We start from the raw sequence: 17,784 nt of genomic DNA on the forward strand, positions 1-17,784 counted from the left end.
AACACCCGGTCCCATCCCGAACCCGGAAGTTAAGCCCTTCAGCGCCGATGGTACTGCACGGGAGACTGTGTGGGAGAGTAGGACACCGCCGGACACTTTATTAGGGGAAAGGCCCCGCCAGAAATGGCGGGGCCTTTCTTGTTTGGTGCCGATCAGATGGCAGATGGTCAGATGTCGTCGCCCGCCAGGACGGCGTCGGCGTCGACGATGCGGTACGCGTAGCCCTGTTCGGCGAGGAAGCGCTGCCGGTGGGCGGCGTAGTCCTGGTCGAGGGTGTCGCGGGCGACCACGGCGTAGAAGCGGGCTCCCCGCCCGGACGCCTTCGGCCGCAGGAGCCGGCCCAGACGCTGGGCCTCCTCCTGGCGTGATCCGTAGGCCCCGGAAACCTGGACGGCGACCGTGGCCTCGGGCAGGTCGATGGAGAAGTTGGCGACCTTCGACACCACCAGGACGTCGATCTCGCCGGAGCGGAAGGCGTCGAAGAGGCGTTCGCGCTCGCGTACCCGGGTCTCGCCCTTGATGACGGGCGCGTCCAGGAGTTCGCCCAGCTCGTCGAGCTGGTCGATGTACTGGCCGATCACCAGGGTCTGCTCGCCCCGGTGCCGTTCGACGAGCGCCTGGACGAGCTTGGTCTTGGTGTCGGTCGTCGCACAGAACCGGTAACGCTCCTCCGGCTCGGCGGTCGCGTACGCGAGGCGTTCGGAGTCGGTGAGCGTCACCCGGACCTCGACGCAGTCGGCCGGCGCGATCCAGCCCTGCGACTCCATGTCCTTCCAGGGCGCGTCGTAGCGCTTGGGCCCGATGAGCGAGAAGACGTCGCCCTCGCGGCCGTCCTCGCGGACGAGCGTCGCGGTGAGGCCGAGCCTGCGCCGGGCCTGGAGGTCCGCGGTCATGCGGAAGATCGGGGCGGGCAGCAGGTGCACCTCGTCGTAGACGACCAGGCCCCAGTCGCGCGCGTCGAAGAGCTCCAGGTGCGTGTAGACGCCCTTCCGGCGGTGGGTCATGATCTGGTACGTCGCGATCGTGACCGGCCGGATCTCCTTCTTCGTGCCGGTGTACTCGCCGATCTCGTCCTCGGTCAGCGAGGTCCGCTTGATCAGCTCCTGCTTCCACTGGTGCGCGGAGACGGTGTTGGTGACGAGGATCAGGGTGGTCGCCCGGGCCTGAGCCATGGCGGCGGCGCCGACGATGGTCTTGCCCGCGCCGCAGGGCAGGACGACGACGCCCGAGCCGCCGTGCCAGAAGGCCTCGGCGGCCTCGCTCTGGTACGAGCGGAGCGCCCAGCCCTCCTCGTGCAGGTCGATCGAGTGCGCCTCACCGTCCACGTACCCGGCCATGTCCTCGGCGGGCCAGCCCAGCTTGAGCAGCGCCTGCTTGAGCGAGCCGCGCTCGCTCGGGTGGACCACGACGGTGTCCTCGCCGACCCGGTCGCCGATCATCCCCTTGATCTTCTTGGCGCGCAGGACCTCTTCGAGGACCGAACGGTCGATGGACGACAGCACGAGGCCGAAGGTGGGGTGCTTCTCCAGCCGCAGCCGCCCGTACCGCGCCATCGTGTCGGCCACGTCGACCAGCAGCGCGTGGGGGACGGGGTAGCGGGAGTACTTCAGCAGCGTGTCGACGACCTGCTCGGCGTCGTGCCCGGCCGCGCGGGCGTTCCAGAGCGCCAGCGGCGTCACGCGGTAGGTGTGGATGTGCTCGGGCGCCCGCTCGAGCTCGGCGAACGGGGCGATCTCCTTGCGGCAGGCGCCGGCCAGCTCGTGGTCGACCTCGAGCAGCAGGGTCTTGTCGGACTGGACGATGAGCGGACCGTCGGTCACAGGTGGGAACCCCCGTCAGAACTGATGATCATGGGCGCCGTGGACGACGTCCGGCCGCCCGCGTCGCGAGGCGCCTGCTGCACGGTACCCGAGCACGGCGCCCACCAGGCGGGTCTCGGCGCACACCCGCCGAGGCGGCGTGCATGAACCGGGGCGCGGCGAGACGCGGTGATGACGCGGTGATGAACGGTCGGTTCAACGGTCCGCGGCGGGCTTTTCTTCCTGAGCGCGGCCCGCTTCTTCCCGGAGACGGCGGCTTCTCCCTGAACGGTGGCATCCGGCCCGCCTTCGGGCGCCCCGGCGGAGGTCCCGGGGCCGCGTGCGGATCAGATGTTGCCGCTGCCCGAGGACTCGGCCGCCACGATCAGCACGATGTAGAGGATGATGATGATCAGGCCGATCACCAGCGAGACGCCGAAGATGACCCAGCTCCACGTGGTCAGCTTGCGCGCCGAGACCGGGTCGGTGCGGACGCGCGACATGGCCATGGCGGACGTGACGATGCCCGCGATGCCGAAGATGCCGCAGCAGAAGAGCGTCACGAGGATGTTGCACACCAGCGCCGCGATGGCGTTGCCTTCGCTGACGGGCGGCGCCGAGACCCCGGGCGGCCCGTACCCGTAGGAGCTCTGGCCGTACTGGCCGTACGGGTCCCAGCCGGCCTTGCCCGCACCGCCGCCCTGCCCGTACGGATTCTGCCCGTACGGGTCGTTCCAACCACCCGGCGGTTGGCCTCCGTAGCCGCTCATGGGCAGCCTCCTCGCCCCGAAAGGACCGGGTCGCGCCGGCGTGCGTCCCCGCTGGATCGCACGCTACCCGCCCAGTGTCTCAATTCATTGGACTGAGGAGGCTATCTGTTGGTTCCTGGTACCTGGTGGCCGGTCCCGGGCATTCTTGATCACGATGCACGCAGACCAGAGGGGAATTCGATCATGACTTTGGTGATGACCGCGGCGGAGCGGGAGCGGTTCCTGGCCGATCTTCACGTCGGGATCCTGAGCGTCGCGGGCGAGGACGGCCGCGCGCCACTGGCGATGCCGGTCTGGTACCTCTACGAGCCGGGCGGGGAGATCACCTTCGCGACCGGCCAGGACAGCCGCAAGATGCGGCTGATCCGCGAGGCGGGCCGGGTGAGCCTGGTGGTGCAGAACGAGGAGATGCCGTACGGGTACGTGTCCGTGGAGGGGGAGGTGACCTCCGTCCGGCAGGCCCACCCCGATGAGCGCCGGGCCCTGGCCGAGCGGTACCTCGGCGCCGAGGGCGGTGCCGCGTATCTCGAGTCCACCAAGGACGTCGCGCACACGATGGTGATCGTCCACATCCGGCCGGAACGCTGGCTCACCCGCGACTACGGCAAGCAGACGGGATAGGTGCCCGCCCGCCGAGCCGCCCGCCGAGCCGCCCGCTGCGCCCCCTCGCCGGTCGGCGTACGGGGGTCACCTGTCGGGGGTGTCGACCTCGGCGACGCCGGTGATGCGGTGGAGGGCGAAACGCTGGACGGCCGCCCTGGTGGCGTCGTAGCCGGTGAGGAAACCGCCCTCCACCCGTACGGGCTCGACGATGCGGCTGGACGCCTGGCCCTGCTGGTCCAGGTAGCCGATCCACATGCGGGCCCCGCGGGCGACGGCGTCGCGGAGCAGTTCGATGGTCGCCATGGAGGGTGAACGGGGCGGTTCGCCCGCGGGGGTCTCGGCACGCAGCCGGGCCTGTTCGGCGCCGTGCCGGGTGGCCTCGTCGCCCGCCCGGAGCGCCCGGACGGCCGCGCCGATCATGGCGGAGTCGGCGGCCTCGTCGGGGCGCAGGCGGACGATCTCGGTGCTGGGGAGCGGCTCGGCGCGGTGCGCGTCCGGGCGGGTGACGATCACGCCGCCGCCGGGCGCCTCGGCCACCGGGGCCAGGCCCATCGCGCGCAGCGCGTCGATCAGCTCCTGGCGCGGCAGGGCGGAGGCCAGCACCGTGGGGGCCAGCCGGAAGAGCCGGAGCGTGCCCGAACGGCGGTCGGCGAGGATCTCGTCGAGGGTGGCGGGCGAGTCGGTGCGCACGTACGAGGAGAGGCTGCCGACGCGCAGGTGGCCGTGGCGCCGGGCCACGTCCTCGATCAGGTACGTGAGCGGCTGCGGCAGCGGCGTCGCGGAGTGGCGCGCCAGCAGGTCGACCAGGTCGGCGCCGGTGCGGCCCGCGTCCAGCGCGCGGCGTACGGACTCGGGCGTGAACCGGTAGACCGTGGCGCCGCCGGTCGACTCGACGTCGGCGCTGAGAGCGAGCTCGCGGGCGAGGTCGGTGACCAGCGGGCCGGGCGCGACGGCGGTGAGGTCGGCCTGGATGAGGATCTCGTCGACGGGCGTCGGCAGGTACTTCTCCAGCCGCGGCTCCGGGTCGCCGCCGTCGACCAGGTCGCGGGCGTAGGGGACGATGCGGCCGAAGCCGGTGAGGCCGAGCGCCGCGGCCTCGCGCAGCGTCCAGCCGACCAGCCGGTCGCGGAGCTGCCCGGAGCGGCGCGGGTGCAGCCACGTCATCCGGGTGCGGACGGCGTCGGCGTCGGGCGCCTCGCCGGGCGCCTCGGCCAGGATCTCCAGCGTCGTGCGCCGGACGGCCGGTGCCCCGCCGCGGACCATGCCCTCGCTCAGCGCGTTGATCAGCCGGTCGCGGTCGTCGCGTTCGCCGGCCAGGCCCGCGACACGGTCGGTGCGCAGCCAGCCGCGGGCGACCTCGCTCCAGCGGCCGGCGATGTCGCGCAGCAGCCACAGGTCGTACGCCGGGGTCGGCAGCCATTCGCCGTCGAGGTCGCCGCTGCGGGTCAGCAGCCCGGCGGCGAACGCCACCTCGACGAGGAGGGCCGCGTGCCACTCCTCGACGTCCAGCAGCCCGGCGGCGGCCCGCAGGTCGCGGACGGCCAGGCCGCCGCTGCGCAGGACGGCCGGCGGGTCGACGCCCCAGCGTTCGAGGAGCTCCTCGATCAGCCGCACGGTCGTGAACGCCTCGCCCGCGGCGGCCCGGACGACCATGTCGGCGCCGCCGGGCGCCCGGCCGCCGAAGCCGCCGAGGGGCGGCGGCTGGGCGCTGACATCGCGGAACAGCACGCCGCCGCGCAGGTGGAGGGCCACTTCGCGGGGAAGCGTGACCGTACGGTCGTCCTCGGCGGCGAGCAGGCCGCGGGCCAGCAGGCGTTCGATCGGGGTCTCCGCGGTCTTGACCCGCACCGGCCGGCGGGCGTCGGTGACGCGGCCGACAGGCGGCCCCCAGGTGAGCTGTTCGAGCGCGGCGCGGGCCTCGGGACCGGCGTCCGCGATCAGCGCCTCGGGTGTGGTGAGGATCTCCGCGAGCCGCTGCAGGAGCCGGGCGACGTCCGCGAACCCGCGCGGCTCGGCGCCGTCGAGGTCGGTGACCAGCGCGGTCAGGCGGTCGACCGGGTAGCCGGCGAAGACCTCCTGGACGGACGGGCCGAGCCCGGCCGGGTGGGGCACCGCCTGCCGGACGCCGGGCGCGGGCGTCATCGTGTCCTCGCCCCAGGCCAGCCCGTGCCGCTTCAGGCGGGCGAGCGCCCCGGCGACGTCCTGCGGTGAGGCGCCGAGCGTGGCGGGCAGCGCGCCGGGGCCGGGCGCCGGCTGGAACGGCGCGGACAGCACCAGCAGCGCCTCCAGCACCGCCAGCGAGAACCGGTCCAGCCGGTCGAGGGCGCGGGAGACGGCGGCCGGAGTCGCGGCGCGCGCGGCCAGGGCGGTGAGGTCGGCGGGCACGGGCGCGACCAGTTCCGGCCGAGCGGACAGCAGCGCACGCAACTCCTCGTCGTCGCGTGCGCGCAGCCAGTCCGCGTACGTTTCCATGCCGCTCCAAACTTAATGTGGCGTGCCCGGTGCTCGGACGGGCACTATCAGCGTAGGAGGGCGGGGGCCTTCCCGGGCGCACTGCCGGATCGAGGTGGCGCTATGAGCGAGGTGGCCGAGCAGCTGATCCTTGAATACCTCGGCAGGGTGGCCGACGCCGCGCACGGGGAGCTGAGCTCCCGGGAACGGCTGGACTTCTGCGATCGGCTGCGGCGCCGGATCGAGGAGCACCGCGCGGGCAGCGACGATCCGCGGCGGGTCAGGCAGGTGCTGGCCCGGTTCGGCGACCCGAAGTTCCTGGTGGCGAGGGAGCGCCGGCGGCTGGACGAGGCCCGCGCCAAGACGTCCGCGGCGGCTTCGGGCGACGGCCAGGTACGGGACGTCGAGAAGGCGGACGAGGAGCGCGGGGAGGATGCCGAACGTCCCCGGCGTTCAGCCCAGCGTTCCGCCCGTCGGCCGCGCTCCGGCAAGCCCCGCGCGCCGGTACGGACCGTTCGGGGCGGTGGCCGGACCACACGACGTTTCACCTGGAGCCCTTCGGGAGCGGTGCGCCTGCGCCGGGAGCGGCGCGGCGGTGTCCGCGACCGCCTGGGCCCGCTCACCCGCCTCGTCGCGGCCGTCCGTGGCGGCCTGCGCTCGTCCTTCCGCCGCCGCCGCACCACCGACTGACCTGTCGCCGCACCCCCGCACGGGCCGCCCGACCGGCGATCCGCCGTGAATGCGTCGGCCGGCGCGTCAGGTGGCGCGTCAGGTGGCGCGTCAGGTGGCGCGTCAGGTGGCGGACGCGGACTTCTCGATGGTGACCAAGCCGAGGCCGAGCCGGGCCCAGCTCGCCACGAACCGCTTCTCGTCTATGCGGGTGGGAGGCTCGTACATCGACTCGTTCGCCAGCCAGTAGTTGACGACGGCGCCGCCCAGGATGGACGCGATCGCCGGCCAGTCCTCGTCGACGTGCTCGAACTCCGGCTGCGCGGCCAGCCAGGTCGCGATGCTGTCGTAGAGCGGGTTGACGATGCCCTCGCGCATCTCCGCCACGAGGTTGGGGAACTGGTCGAGGTCGCGGAAGAGCACCCTGATCAGGTCCTGTTCCTCGCGCATCTTGGCCAGGCCGGCCTGGCAGGTCATCTTGAGACGGATCTCCAGGGGCCGGTCCTCGTAGGTGGTGGCCTGCTGCAGCACTTCGCTGACCTGCTGGCGGGTGCGGTCGATGTGCTCGCGGATCGCCGACGCGAGCACCTCTTCCTTGGACCGGAAGTGGCGATAGAGGCCGCCCGCGCCGGGGGACAGGCCGGCGGCGGCCTCGATCTCCGCGACCGACGTCGCGGCGTAGCCCCGATCGGCGAACAGCCGGAGCGACTCGGCCACGATCCGCTCGCGCGTTGAAGTCGTCATGTTCTGTAGTTCCTCCGCAAGAACACTAAGGCATGTTCGAGCAGGTGTCCGTGCTCCGCGCGAGGCACGTCCGAATTCGTGATCTGTCTCGCACCGGCAGAACGGCGACTAGAGTTCGTTGCTCCGCGCCCTGTCGCCGTAGGGGCGTTGCCGGAAGGGTCGACGATGCCTGAATTCCTCCCCGAGGACTTCGTGATCCCCACCCTGGTCGCCGGGCTCCGGTTCCGGATCCGTCCCATCACCGTGCACGACGTGGTCAAGGACTACGGCGCGATCGTGGGAAGCCTGGACCGGCTCCGTGACCAGTTCGGACCCGAGTGGGGCTGGCCTGCGCCGGAGTTCACCTTCGAGCAGGCCCTGATCGACGTGGCCTGGCTGCAGAAGGAGGGCCAGCTGCGCCGCTCGTTCAGCTACGTGGTGACCACGCCGGACGAGGAGCGCCAGCTGGGCCGCATCCACGTCGCGCCGTCGGACGAGCCGGACGCGGACGCCGTCGTCGTCTTCTGGGTGCGCTCCGACCAGGACGACCCCACCCTGGAGAAGGAACTGGACGAGTTCGTCCGGGAATGGGCGATCACGGCTTGGCCGTTCGAAACCGTCCGATTCCCGGGACGCGAACTCCGCTGACGCGCCTGGACCCCGGCCGCGCCGCTCAGCCGAGGCGGCGGACCAGGGACACCACGATCCTCCCGATCACCAGGTAGACCAGGGCGGCGAGGCCGTAGTTGACCGCGACCTCCCACTTGGGGTTCGCGGGTTGGAAGACGTCCTTGAACTGCCAGGCGAGGTCGTTCGCCCATTCGCCCACGGTCTTGACGAGCTCGTTCGCCGTGTTCGCCTCGAACGCCACGAAGACGATGTGCACGGCCAGGACGAGCACGAGCACCGTGGTGACCAGCGAGATCACCCACGCCACCGCGTTCACGACCCGGTGCCGTACGCCGTTCATGGTCTCGCCGGGCCGCCGGTGCCGCGCGGGCTCACCGCCGCTCGAACGGGGGCCCGTGGTGGTCGCGGAGGTCCCGCCGCTCACCCAGGTCGTTCCGGGGTCCGGGGGGATGCGCCCGCCGAAGTTCGAGCCCGAGCCCGAACCTGAGCCCGAGGTGGGCGGCGGGTTCGGGGGCGGGCCGGCCGGATCGTCGGACGGCGCGCGCGGGGCAGGCGTGCCGCCGGCCCCGCGCGCGGCCGGCGTGCCGCCGGCGACCTTCGTCTCTCCCGGGGGTGGGGTGTCGGGGGCCTGGCCGGACCCCTTTTCCGGAGGTGGGTTCTCCGCCATGACGCCTCCTTTTCGGTCGGGAGCGGGGATGGGCTTCTTGAGTTGAGTCGGGTGTTTTTCCTGGTAGCACGGTTTGCGGGCACGGAGGCGGGTATATCCGGATCACGAAACGCTGTTTCGGACGATCAGGCCAACCAGTTCTGGTCGGTACATAAGTAAGCGCACAGACTCCCGCGCCCTCCTACTCGGATCCCGTCGCATCGCCACTACCAGGGGGGCGCGGGTGTGTGCGCAGGTCACGTCCTTGATCGTGGATAGGGTGCCACCCGGTTCGGCCGTCATACCCATCCCTTTACCCTGTGGGACGTGTTGGACCTGGATTCGATTGATTCGTCGGTACGTGTCGGCTTCGACCTCGACCTGACGCTCGCGGACACTCGCGCGGGCATCTGCGCCGTCTACGACGCGCTCTCCGCCGAGACCGGCGTCCCGATCGACAGCACGCTGGTCGCGACCCGCATCGGGCCTCCTCTGGAAGTCGAGCTCGGTTACTGGTTCCCGCCGGACGCCATCGCCGAGATGGCCGATCGTTACCGGGCCATCTACCCCGAGATCGCCGTCCCCGCGACCCTCCTGATGCCGGGCGCGGCCGCCGCGATCGAGGCGGTCCTGGCCGGGGGCGGGCGGACCATCGTGGTCTCGGGCAAGAACCAGCGCGACACCGAGCGCACGGTGCGCTTCCTCGGGCTGGCCGTGGACGAGGTCGTGGGCGGCGTCTTCGGTGCCGAGAAGGGCGTGGCGCTGCGGCGGTTCGGGGCCGGGGCGTACGTGGGCGACCACACCGGCGACGTGGACGCGGCGCGGGCGGCCGCGGCGGTCGCCGTCGGGGTGGCCACCGGGCCGTTCGATAGCGACGCCCTCACCGCGTACGGCGCGGACGTGGTCCTGGACGACCTGCTGTCCTTCCCGGGGTGGCTCGAAGGCTTCCGGCCACCCGGCTGATCGGCCGAAAGTGGCCTCCGTGCGGAACGGGTCCGCGGGGCCACGGAGGCCGAATATCCAGATGCCGCGCCGGTCGAACGGATGTAGCTTCTGTCCGTTGGCTCGCAGCGGTCTCCAGCCGTCGCTCGCGTGTTCACCGGCCCGCGGCCGGGCGCTAATCTTGGGGCCAATTCAGGACGAGATCGAACGAGGTCCCCCGTGCCCACTGGCAAGGTCAAGTGGTACGACGCCGACAAGGGATTCGGCTTCCTCACCCGCGAGGACGGCGGTGAGGTCTTCGTACACTCCTCCGCGCTGCCCGGCGGCGTCGCCGCGCTCAAGCCCGGCCAGCGCGTCGAGTTCGGCGTGGTCGAGGGACGCCGCGGCCAGCAGGCGCTTCAGGTGCGCGTGCTCGACACCCTCCCGTCGGTGGAGAAGGCGGTCGCCAAGGCCCGCCGCAAGAAGCCCGACGAGATGGTGATGATCACCGAGGATCTCATCAAGCTGCTGGACGGCATCTCCAACACCTACCGTCGCGGCAAGCACCCGGCCCCGGCCGAGGCGAAGAAGATCGCCACGGTGCTCCGCGCCGTCGCCGACGACCTGCACCCGTGACCCGGCCCGGCCCCTCCGCCCGCCTCCGCAGGATCTGAGGCGGGCGGTTCGCTTTCCGGGCCTGGGGGTCAGCGGGCGGGGGTCGGGCTGTCGTCGAGCTTGGCGCTGCGGGCGCGGACACGGCGCGGGCCCGCGCGGCGAGCGAGGAGCGCGCCGAACGCCAGGGCCAGCGTGCCCGCCACGATCGCCAGCGCGAGCCGCCCGTCCGCGACGATCGACATGCCCAGGCCCACCAGGCCGCCGAGCACCCAGACCAGCTGGTGCAGGGTCTCGGAGACGGCCAGCGTGGACGACCGCACCTCCTCGCCGATCTCGCGCTGCACCACGGCGTCCAGCGAGAGCTTGCCGAGCGACTGGCCCAGGCCGGCGGCCAGGGCGACCGCGAGCGCCGCCCACAGGCCGAAGAAGAGCGCGCTGACGGCGGTCACGGCAATGACGAACGCCAGGGTCGCGAAGACGATGATCCGCGGGGCCCGCGCCTTCATCCAGGCGCCGAGGGCCGTGCCGGCGAGGCCGCCCGCTCCGGCGGCCGCCGCCAGCAGGCCGAGCGCCACGTTCGCCGAGACCGTGTCGAACCGTTCCTCCTTCAGCAGGAACGCCAGGTAGAGGATCAGGAACCCGGAGAACGCCCGCAGGATCGCGTTCGCCTCCATCGCCTCGGCCACCACCGGGCCCACGCGGGGCAGGGTCCGCCAGCGGCGGCGGCCCGTCCGCCCGTCCGCCCGTCCGGCGGGGGAGGAGGACCCGCCCGCGCCGGCGGCGTCCGGCCCCGCGTCCGGCCCCGCGTCCGGCCCCGCGTCCGGCCCCGCGTCCGGCCCGGGCGAGGCGGAGACGGCCGTGGCGGGCTCTGAACCGGCCGCTGAGCCCGGAACCGAGCCGGGTTCAGGGTCGGTCTCGGGGGCGTCGACATGGCCCGGCAGGCGCATGCTGAAGATCACGCCGCACAGGAAGACCAGCATCGCGATGCGCAGCACCCAGGCCGGACCGATGAGCACCGACAGGCCGGCCGCGATCGGGGCGGCGATCGAGGCGGCGATGAGGCCGGCGAACGAGGTGCGCGCGTTGGCCGTGACCAGGGTGATCTGGTCCGGCAGGACCCGGGGCGTGACGGCCGACCGCAGCACGCCGAACGCCTTGGACAACACCAGCACGCCGAACGCGGCGGGCAGGAAGGTCACCACGTCGTCGTTCGAGACCGCCCCGGCCATGCCCCAGCACAGCAGCCCCCGGGCCACGAAGGTGCCCGCGATGGCGTACCGCCGGGCGTGCCGCATCCGGTCCAGCGCCGGGCCGATCAGCGGCGCGACGAGGGCGAACGGGGCCATCGTGACCAGCAGGTAGAGGGCCACCTGGCCGCGCGCCTGGGTGACGTCCAGGCCGAAGAACAACGTGCCCGCCAGCGCCACGGCCACCAGCGCGTCGCCGGTCGAGTTGACCGCGGCCGCCTCGATCAGGCTGCCGAGGCCGCTGCGCCCGGCGCCGTGGGCGTGCGTGGCGCGGCGGGTGAGCCGGCCGGTGCGCCGGGCCGCGCCGCCCACCCGGCGTGCCGCGCGGCTCGCGCCGCGGGCGCCGGTGCGCACGCCTTCCCGGATTCCCATGCCGTCGCCTCGTGCCCTTTCGTTCCGCGCCTGGATCTTTCTGCTCCGCCTGGGCGCCTCGAACCATCTTCACCCTTCGCGACCGGATCCGGACCTGGTCACCGCCGTTGTTTCCGGTCACGTTCGCCGGGGTCAACCGGGTTCACCGGCCCGGAAAGCCAGTGATCTACGGGTGTTCGCAGCTGACTTGGGTGCCACCGGGTGGACGCTGTGGCCGGTGTGGTGCTCGGCCACGCCATTCCATGAGCGAGAATTGGGATGTGAGCCCACTCCGTCAGCCCAGCTCCGCGCGTTCGTCCACTTCCTCCACGGCTTCCCCCGCGGTGCGCACCGCCACGGGCGCCGTCCGGCGAGCCCGTCCGCCGGCCGTGGACGCGGCCTGCGCCGAGGCCGTCGATCTTGCTCGTCAGGCCGCGGCGGAGACCGCGTCGCCGACCCCCGTCGGCGAGCATCTGGGCGTACGAGCCGATGGCGATCGGGTGGTCACGCACTACTTCGACTGCCTGGACGCCGCCTACCGGGGCTGGCGCTGGGCCGTCACGGTGACCCGGGCCTCGCGCGCCAAGATCGTCACTGTGGACGAGTGCGTCCTGCTGCCCGGCGACGACGCCCTGCTCGCGCCGCCGTGGGTGCCGTGGCTCGAACGGCTGCGCCCCGGCGACCTGGGGCCGGGCGACCTGCTGCCGACCGCCCCGGACGACATCCGGCTGGCGCCCGGCTTCACGCAGGTCAGCGACGCGACCGACACCGAGATGCAGTGGGAGCTCGGGCTCGGCCGGGTGCGCGTGTTGTCGCAGGAAGGCCGCGACGAGGCGGCGAGCCGCTGGTACGACGGCGCGGCGGGCCCGCGCGCCCCGATCGCCACCTCCGCCCCGGCGCAGTGCTCGACCTGCGGGTTCTACGTGCCGCTCGGGGGCGAGCTGCGCCAGGTCTTCGGGGTGTGCGCGAACGAGTACGCGCCCGACGACGGCCGGGCCGTGTCCGCCGACCACGGGTGCGGCGCGCATTCCGAGGCGGTCAACCTGCCCGCGGCGTCCGAGCACAACCCGCCCGTGATCGACGAGCTGGGCTACGACATCGTCCCGGCCGGCGCCGCCCTGGCGGACGCCGAGGCGGAAGAGGCGCTCGGACACAGCTGATCCGGAGGCACCGGTGACTGAAGCGCCACCCGACCCGTCCGACCCGTCCGGCACGGACCCGTTCAGGACCGACCCGTTCGGTACGGAGGCGATCCGGAGCCGGGTGCTGCGCGCCTGGGCCGAGTCGCCCGCACGGTTCCGCGAGGACGCCAACGCCGAGGAGGACTACGCCCTCGGCGGCTACCGCGACCGGGTCGTCGTCGAGCTGGCCCAGAACGCCGCCGACGCCGCCCTGCGCGCGGGCGTGCCCGGACGGCTGCGGCTGACGCTGGCCGGTGGCGTCCTCACCGCGTCCAACACCGGCGACGCCCTGGACGCCGCCGGGGTCGAGGCCCTGTCGACGCTCCGGGCCTCGGCCAAACGCGACGACGCCGGCGCGGCAGGCCGTTTCGGCGTCGGGTTCGCCGCGGTGGTGGCGGTGAGCGACCGGCCCGCCATCGCGACGGCGTCGGCGGGCGTGGAGTGGGACGCCGCCAGGACGCGCGACCTCGCGGCCCGCATCCCCGCGCTGGCCGAGGAGCTCGGCCGCCGCGACGGGCACGTGCCGGTGCTGCGGCTGCCCTTCGCCGCGGACGCTCCGCCGCGCCCTCCGGAGGGCTTCACGACGATCGTCCGGCTGCCGCTGCGCGACGCCGAGGCCGAAGGGCTCGTCCGGCGGCAGCTCGACCAGGTGGGCCCGGCCCTCATGCTCGCCCTGCCCGCCCTCGCGGCGGTCGAGATCGACGTCGACGGCGCCGGGCCGCGGGAGGTCACCGCCGAGCACACGCCCGGCCGGGTCGTGATCGACGGCGTGGGCTGGCGCACGGTCGAGGCCCACGGCGACGTGCCCGCCGAGCTGCTGGCCGACCGGCCGACCGAGGAGCGCTCCCGGCCGTTCTGGCAGGTGCGGTGGGCCCTGCCCGACTCGGGCGAGGCTCCGCGCGTGCTGCACGCGCCGACACCGGGAGACGAACGCCTCGACCTGCCCGCGCTGCTGATCGCCTCGTTCCCGCTGGCCCCCGACCGGCGCCACGTCGCGCCCGGCCCCCTCACGGACTTCCTGGTCCAGCGTGCCGCCGAGGCCTACGTCGAGCTGCTGAAGGACCTTCCCGCCGACCCCGCGCTGCTCGACCTGGTCCCCGGACCCGTCGCCGCCGGAGCCCTCGACGCCGACCTCCGCCGGGCCGTCCTGGAGCGCCTGCCCGAGACCCCGCTCCTGCCCACCCCGGCAGGCCTGGTGCGAGGCCGCGACGCCGTCGCGGTCGACGCCCCGGCCGCCCTCATCACCCTCCTCGCAGGCGCCGGCACCAGCCCAGGCGCAGGCACGGGCTTGGACGCGGGTGTGAGCACAGGCGCCCGCGCGCACCTGGGCGCGGACGCGGGCGTGGCGGACGCAGGTCTGGGAACGGGTGCGGGCTGGGGCACGAGTGCTGACTCGGATCCGGGCGCTGGCCTGGATGTGGGGTGGGGCGAGCGGGGTGGGGTGGTGGTGCCCGGGTTGCTGGCTTCGGGGTGGCCGGTTCGGCATCCGGGGTTGGCGGCGCTCGGGGTGCGGCGGCTGGAGCTTGCCGACGTCGTGGACGAGCTGGCGGGCCTTGAACGGGAACCCGGCTGGTGGCGGGGGTTGTACGAGGCGTTCACCGGGGCTCCGACCGACTCGCTGGGGGCCCTGCCGGTGCCACTGGCGTCCGACCGGATGGTGCGCGGGCCGCGCGGGCTGCTGATCGCCAGGGACGGGGTCGTACCCGCCGACCTTGAGGTTCTGGGGTTGCGGTTCGTCCATCCCGAGGCCGAGCATCCGCTGTTGCTGCGGCTGGGCGCTCTCGAAGCCGGGCCGCGCGCCGTCCTCGGCGACCCGGGCGTGCGCGCCGCCGTCGAGGAGTCGCTCGACGCCGACGACCCCGGGCCCGTCGCGCTCGCCGTGCTGGGCCTCGTCGCGGCGGCGCACCTGGACCCCGGCGCCGAGCCGTGGCTGGCCGAGCTGGCGCTGGAGGCCGACGACGGCGAGCTCTACCCGGCCGGTGAACTGCTGCTGCCCGACAGCCCGCTGCGCGACGTCGTCGACGACGACGCGCCGTTCGGCGTGGTGGCCGCCGACCTGGTCGAACGGTGGGGCCCCGAGACCCTCGAAGCCGCGGGCGTGCTCAACGGGTTCGCGCTGGCCCGGGCCGAGGACGTCGACCTGACGGTCCTCGACCTCGACCTCGACGGCGAGGAGGAGTGGGCCGACGACGTCCTCGACCGGCTCCCGGCGCAGGACCTGCCGCCGCTGGTGCCCGAGTTCCAGGCCGTCCGGGACCTCGAACTCGTCGCCGACTGGGACGCCGCGCTGCCGCTGCTCGCCGTGCCGCCGCTGCGGGCGGCGCTCGTCGAGCCCGCGCACGTGACCTTGCAGGACGGCAGGCGGGCGGCCGCCCCCTCGTACACCGCCTGGTGGCTGCGCCACCACCCGGTGCTGGGCGGCCGGCGGCCGGGTGAGCTGCGGCTCGGCGACGAGTCCCTGGCCGGGCTGTACGAGGCCGTGCCGCCCGACCTCGGGCTCGACCGCGAGGTGCTGCTGGCGCTCGGCGTCCGCACGTCGCTGGACGACCTGCTCGACGAGCCCGGCGGCGCGCAGGAACTCCTGGACCGCATGGGCGACCCGCACCGCACGGTCGCCCGGGATCGGCTCGGCGCACTGTGGACCGTGCTGGCCGACCGCGACGGCCTCACCGTCCGGCCGCCCGAACGGGTGCGCGCTGTCGTGGACGGCGTGGTGGAGGCGGCCGACGCCGCCGACGCGCTGGTCCTCGACCGCCCCGACCTGCTGCCGCTGCTCGCCGGCCAGCCGCTGGTGATCGCGGCGTACGGGCGGGCCGAGCGCCTGGCCGAGCTCCTCGACCTGCCACTGGCGAGCGAGGAGGTCCCCGGCACGGTCGAGACGGCGGGCGACAAGCAGCCGGTCCCGGCGGCCGTACGGGCCGTTCTGCCGGACGCCCCGCAGACCTACCTGGCGCACGAGCGGCTCGCCGTGGACGGGCAGCCGGTGCCGTGGTGGTACGCGGAGGGCGAGATCCACGCGAGCTCGCCGGGCGGGCTGGCGCGCGGTCTGGCCTGGGCGTCCGGGCACTGGGAGGACCGCCTGCTGCTGGACGCCGTCCTGCGCGACCCGGAGGCGCTGCCCGCCCTCCTCGCCGAGGACGACCTCTAGCCCCGCGTCTCCAGCACTGCGCCTCTAGCCCCGCGTCTCTGGGTCTGTCTCTCCAGCACTGCGCCTCTGGGTCTGCGTCTCCAGCTCTGCGGCTCTAGCTCTGGGCCTCGCGGGACGCGGCGCGCTCGGCTTCGAGGCGGGCGCGGCCGCGTTGCAGCCGCGGGACGTACCAGGTCGCGAACAGGCCGATCACGATGCCCGCGACGCAGACCCACAACCACCACCGGTCGTCCTCGCCCGGCCCGATGATCAGAAGGACCACCAGGGCGACCGCCCAGGCCGCGGTGCCGGCCAGGGCGACGCGCACGTCGTTGGTCACCATCGGCGGCGGGTCCGGACGGCGTTCACGGGTCATGCGTTCAGCCTAGTCGGCGGCCTGCCGGGTCCCGGATCGCACCCGGTGGGGCCGGTCGTGGGTCGGCCGTGTTTCACCTGCGTAACGATGATCGTTTGCAGCACATTCGTTACTGAATAAGGTCTTTTGGGGCGCCCGTCTTTCTGCCAGCGTGCGCGCATGAGCACAACCGATGCCCCTGCCGAGCGGCGCACCAGCCCACTGGACCGGTACTTCAAGATCTCTGAACGGGGCTCCACGGTGCCCCGCGAGATCCGTGGCGGGCTCGCCACGTTCTTCACGATGGCCTACATCGTCGTCCTCAACCCGCTGATCCTCGGGACGGTGGCCGACGCGGACAAGCAGTTCCTCGGCGACCTGACCACGCCCGGCGCCGCCATCCCGCTCGTCGCGGCGGCGACCGCGCTGGTGGCCGGCGTGCTGACGCTCGGCATGGGCGTGATCGGCCGCTATCCGTTCGCGATGGCGGCCGGGCTCGGGCTGAACGCGGTGGTCGCCTACAGCCTCGCCAGCGGCATGTCCTGGGAAGACGCGATGGGCATCATCGTGCTCGAGGGCATCATCATCGGCATCCTGGTGATCACCGGGTTCCGGGTGGCGGTGTTCCGCGCCATCCCGTCCGGGCTCAAGACGGCGATCGCCGTCGGCATCGGTTTCTTCATCGCGCTGATCGGGTTCGTGGACGCCGGGTTCGTGCGCCGCATCCCGGGCGCGGTGGGCGAGGCGAACGTGCCGCTCCAGCTGGGCGCCACGGGGAGCCTGTCGGGCTGGCCGACGCTGGTCTTCGTGTTCGGGCTCCTGCTCACCGTGCTGCTGGTCGCGCTGCGGGTGAAGGGCGCGATCCTGATCGGCATCCTCGCCACCACCGTCGTGGCGATGGTGGTCGAGGCGATCGCCGAGGTCGGCCCGTACAACAAGGGCCCGGGCCCGGACGGCAAGCCGCAGATCAACCCGGACGGCTGGCAGCTGAACGTGCCGGAACTGCCGGACAAGATCGCAGGCACCCCCGACCTCAGCCTGGTCGGCCAGTTCAGCCTCTTCGGCAGCTTCGAGCGCGTCGGGGTCACGGCGGCGATCCTGTTCGTCTTCACCGTCATGCTCGCCGACTTCTTCGACACGATGGGCACGGTCGTGGGCGTCGGCAAGGAGGCCGACGCGCTCGACGAGAAGGGCGACCTGCCCGGCATCCGCAACGTCCTGCTGATCGACTCGGCCGGTGCCGCGGCGGGCGGCGCGGCGTCGGTGTCGTCCAACACCACCTACATCGAGTCCGCGGCCGGCGTCGCCGAGGGGGCGCGGACCGGGCTGGCCAGCGTGGTGACCGGCGGGCTCTTCCTGGTGGCGATGTTCTTCGCGCCGCTGGTGACCGTCGTGCCGTTCGAGGCGGCGACCCCGGCGCTGGTGGTGGTCGGCTTCCTGATGATGACGCAGATCAAGCACATCGACCTGAACGACTACGACATCGCGATCCCGGCGTTCCTCACGATCGTGCTCATGCCGTTCGCGTACTCGATCACCGTCGGCATCGGCGCCGGCTTCATCAGCTACGTGGCCATCAAGGCGGCGCGGCGGCGCTTCGCCGAGATCCACCCGCTGATGTGGCTGATCGCGGCCCTGTTCGTGCTCTACTTCGCGCTCGACCCGCTCAGGGAGATCCTGGGCGTCTAGCCGGCGC

General features: G+C 73.2%; 15 protein-coding genes and 1 rRNA gene. 9 read left to right on the forward strand and 7 right to left on the reverse strand.

What is annotated here, in order from left to right; translation table 11 throughout:
• Positions 1-94, forward strand: a 5S ribosomal RNA gene (gene rrf / locus ABZ810_RS34395); the annotation flags it as partial.
• 73 nt (positions 95-167) lie between these two features.
• On the opposite strand, the gene ABZ810_RS34400 is transcribed toward rrf, so the two are convergent.
• Together ABZ810_RS34400 and ABZ810_RS34405 are read right to left on the reverse strand one after the other, a co-directional pair.
• On the reverse strand, positions 168-1,820 hold the full coding sequence (locus ABZ810_RS34400) for a DNA repair helicase XPB (protein WP_358410394.1): 1,653 nt from the start codon (positions 1,818-1,820) through the stop codon (positions 168-170).
• 326 nt (positions 1,821-2,146) lie between these two features.
• The gene (locus tag ABZ810_RS34405) at positions 2,147-2,569 is read right to left on the reverse strand and encodes a DUF4190 domain-containing protein (RefSeq protein ID WP_358410395.1); all 423 of its coding nucleotides are present in this window, start codon (positions 2,567-2,569) and stop codon (positions 2,147-2,149) included.
• Between the two features lie 183 nt (positions 2,570-2,752).
• Here ABZ810_RS34405 and ABZ810_RS34410 point away from each other — a divergent pair, with 183 nt between their 5' ends.
• Positions 2,753-3,190: a pyridoxamine 5'-phosphate oxidase family protein gene (locus ABZ810_RS34410; RefSeq protein ID WP_358410397.1), complete on the forward strand. Its 438-nt coding sequence runs from the start codon at positions 2,753-2,755 to the stop codon at positions 3,188-3,190.
• 66 nt (positions 3,191-3,256) lie between these two features.
• Here ABZ810_RS34410 and ABZ810_RS34415 read toward each other — a convergent pair whose 3' ends face one another.
• Entirely contained in the window at positions 3,257-5,644 is a 2,388-nt protein-coding gene (locus ABZ810_RS34415; protein ID WP_358410398.1) for a helicase-associated domain-containing protein, read from the reverse strand.
• Positions 5,645-5,746: 102 nt separating this feature from the next.
• On the opposite strand from ABZ810_RS34415, the gene ABZ810_RS34420 reads away from it, so the two are divergent.
• Positions 5,747-6,313 (forward strand): hypothetical protein, encoded by a 567-nt coding sequence (locus ABZ810_RS34420; RefSeq protein WP_358410400.1) that lies wholly within the window; start codon positions 5,747-5,749, stop codon positions 6,311-6,313.
• A 102-nt stretch (positions 6,314-6,415) separates the two neighbouring features.
• Here ABZ810_RS34420 and ABZ810_RS34425 read toward each other — a convergent pair whose 3' ends face one another.
• Positions 6,416-7,036 carry a TetR/AcrR family transcriptional regulator gene (locus ABZ810_RS34425; RefSeq protein WP_358410401.1) on the reverse strand — a complete coding sequence of 207 codons (621 nt, stop codon included), beginning with the start codon at positions 7,034-7,036 and terminating at the stop codon, positions 6,416-6,418.
• 165 nt (positions 7,037-7,201) lie between these two features.
• Between ABZ810_RS34425 and ABZ810_RS34430 the strand changes: the two genes are divergently transcribed.
• Positions 7,202-7,663 carry a GNAT family N-acetyltransferase gene (locus ABZ810_RS34430; protein WP_358410402.1) on the forward strand — a complete coding sequence of 154 codons (462 nt, stop codon included), beginning with the start codon at positions 7,202-7,204 and terminating at the stop codon, positions 7,661-7,663.
• A gap of 25 nt (positions 7,664-7,688) precedes the next feature.
• On the opposite strand, the gene ABZ810_RS34435 is transcribed toward ABZ810_RS34430, so the two are convergent.
• Positions 7,689-8,312 (reverse strand): hypothetical protein, encoded by a 624-nt coding sequence (locus ABZ810_RS34435; RefSeq protein WP_358410403.1) that lies wholly within the window; start codon positions 8,310-8,312, stop codon positions 7,689-7,691.
• A gap of 306 nt (positions 8,313-8,618) precedes the next feature.
• Between ABZ810_RS34435 and ABZ810_RS34440 the strand changes: the two genes are divergently transcribed.
• Together ABZ810_RS34440 and ABZ810_RS34445 are read left to right on the forward strand one after the other, a co-directional pair.
• The gene (locus tag ABZ810_RS34440) at positions 8,619-9,254 is read left to right on the forward strand and encodes a haloacid dehalogenase-like hydrolase (protein ID WP_358410405.1); all 636 of its coding nucleotides are present in this window, start codon (positions 8,619-8,621) and stop codon (positions 9,252-9,254) included.
• Between the two features lie 198 nt (positions 9,255-9,452).
• Positions 9,453-9,848 (forward strand): cold-shock protein, encoded by a 396-nt coding sequence (locus tag ABZ810_RS34445; RefSeq protein WP_358410406.1) that lies wholly within the window; start codon positions 9,453-9,455, stop codon positions 9,846-9,848.
• A gap of 68 nt (positions 9,849-9,916) precedes the next feature.
• On the opposite strand, the gene ABZ810_RS34450 is transcribed toward ABZ810_RS34445, so the two are convergent.
• Positions 9,917-11,446: an MFS transporter gene (locus tag ABZ810_RS34450; RefSeq protein ID WP_358410408.1), complete on the reverse strand. Its 1,530-nt coding sequence runs from the start codon at positions 11,444-11,446 to the stop codon at positions 9,917-9,919.
• Between the two features lie 368 nt (positions 11,447-11,814).
• On the opposite strand from ABZ810_RS34450, the gene ABZ810_RS34455 reads away from it, so the two are divergent.
• Complete coding sequence (locus ABZ810_RS34455) at positions 11,815-12,585, forward strand: DUF3027 domain-containing protein (RefSeq protein WP_358410797.1); 771 nt, start codon at positions 11,815-11,817, stop codon at positions 12,583-12,585.
• 13 nt (positions 12,586-12,598) lie between these two features.
• Positions 12,599-15,754, forward strand: coding sequence for a hypothetical protein (locus tag ABZ810_RS34460; RefSeq protein ID WP_358410409.1), 3,156 nt, complete (start codon positions 12,599-12,601; stop codon positions 15,752-15,754).
• A gap of 94 nt (positions 15,755-15,848) precedes the next feature.
• Here the strand turns inward: ABZ810_RS34460 and ABZ810_RS34465 are convergent, their stop codons facing one another.
• The gene (locus ABZ810_RS34465) at positions 15,849-16,109 is read right to left on the reverse strand and encodes a DUF2530 domain-containing protein (RefSeq protein ID WP_358410411.1); all 261 of its coding nucleotides are present in this window, start codon (positions 16,107-16,109) and stop codon (positions 15,849-15,851) included.
• 159 nt (positions 16,110-16,268) lie between these two features.
• On the opposite strand from ABZ810_RS34465, the gene ABZ810_RS34470 reads away from it, so the two are divergent.
• Entirely contained in the window at positions 16,269-17,777 is a 1,509-nt protein-coding gene (locus ABZ810_RS34470) for an NCS2 family permease (RefSeq protein WP_358410412.1), read from the forward strand.
• Positions 17,778-17,784 lie beyond the last annotated feature (7 nt).

Origin of the sequence: Spirillospora sp. NPDC047279 (assembly GCF_040643285.1) — a bacterium.
Taxonomy (GTDB): Bacteria; Actinomycetota; Actinomycetes; order Streptosporangiales; family Streptosporangiaceae; genus Spirillospora.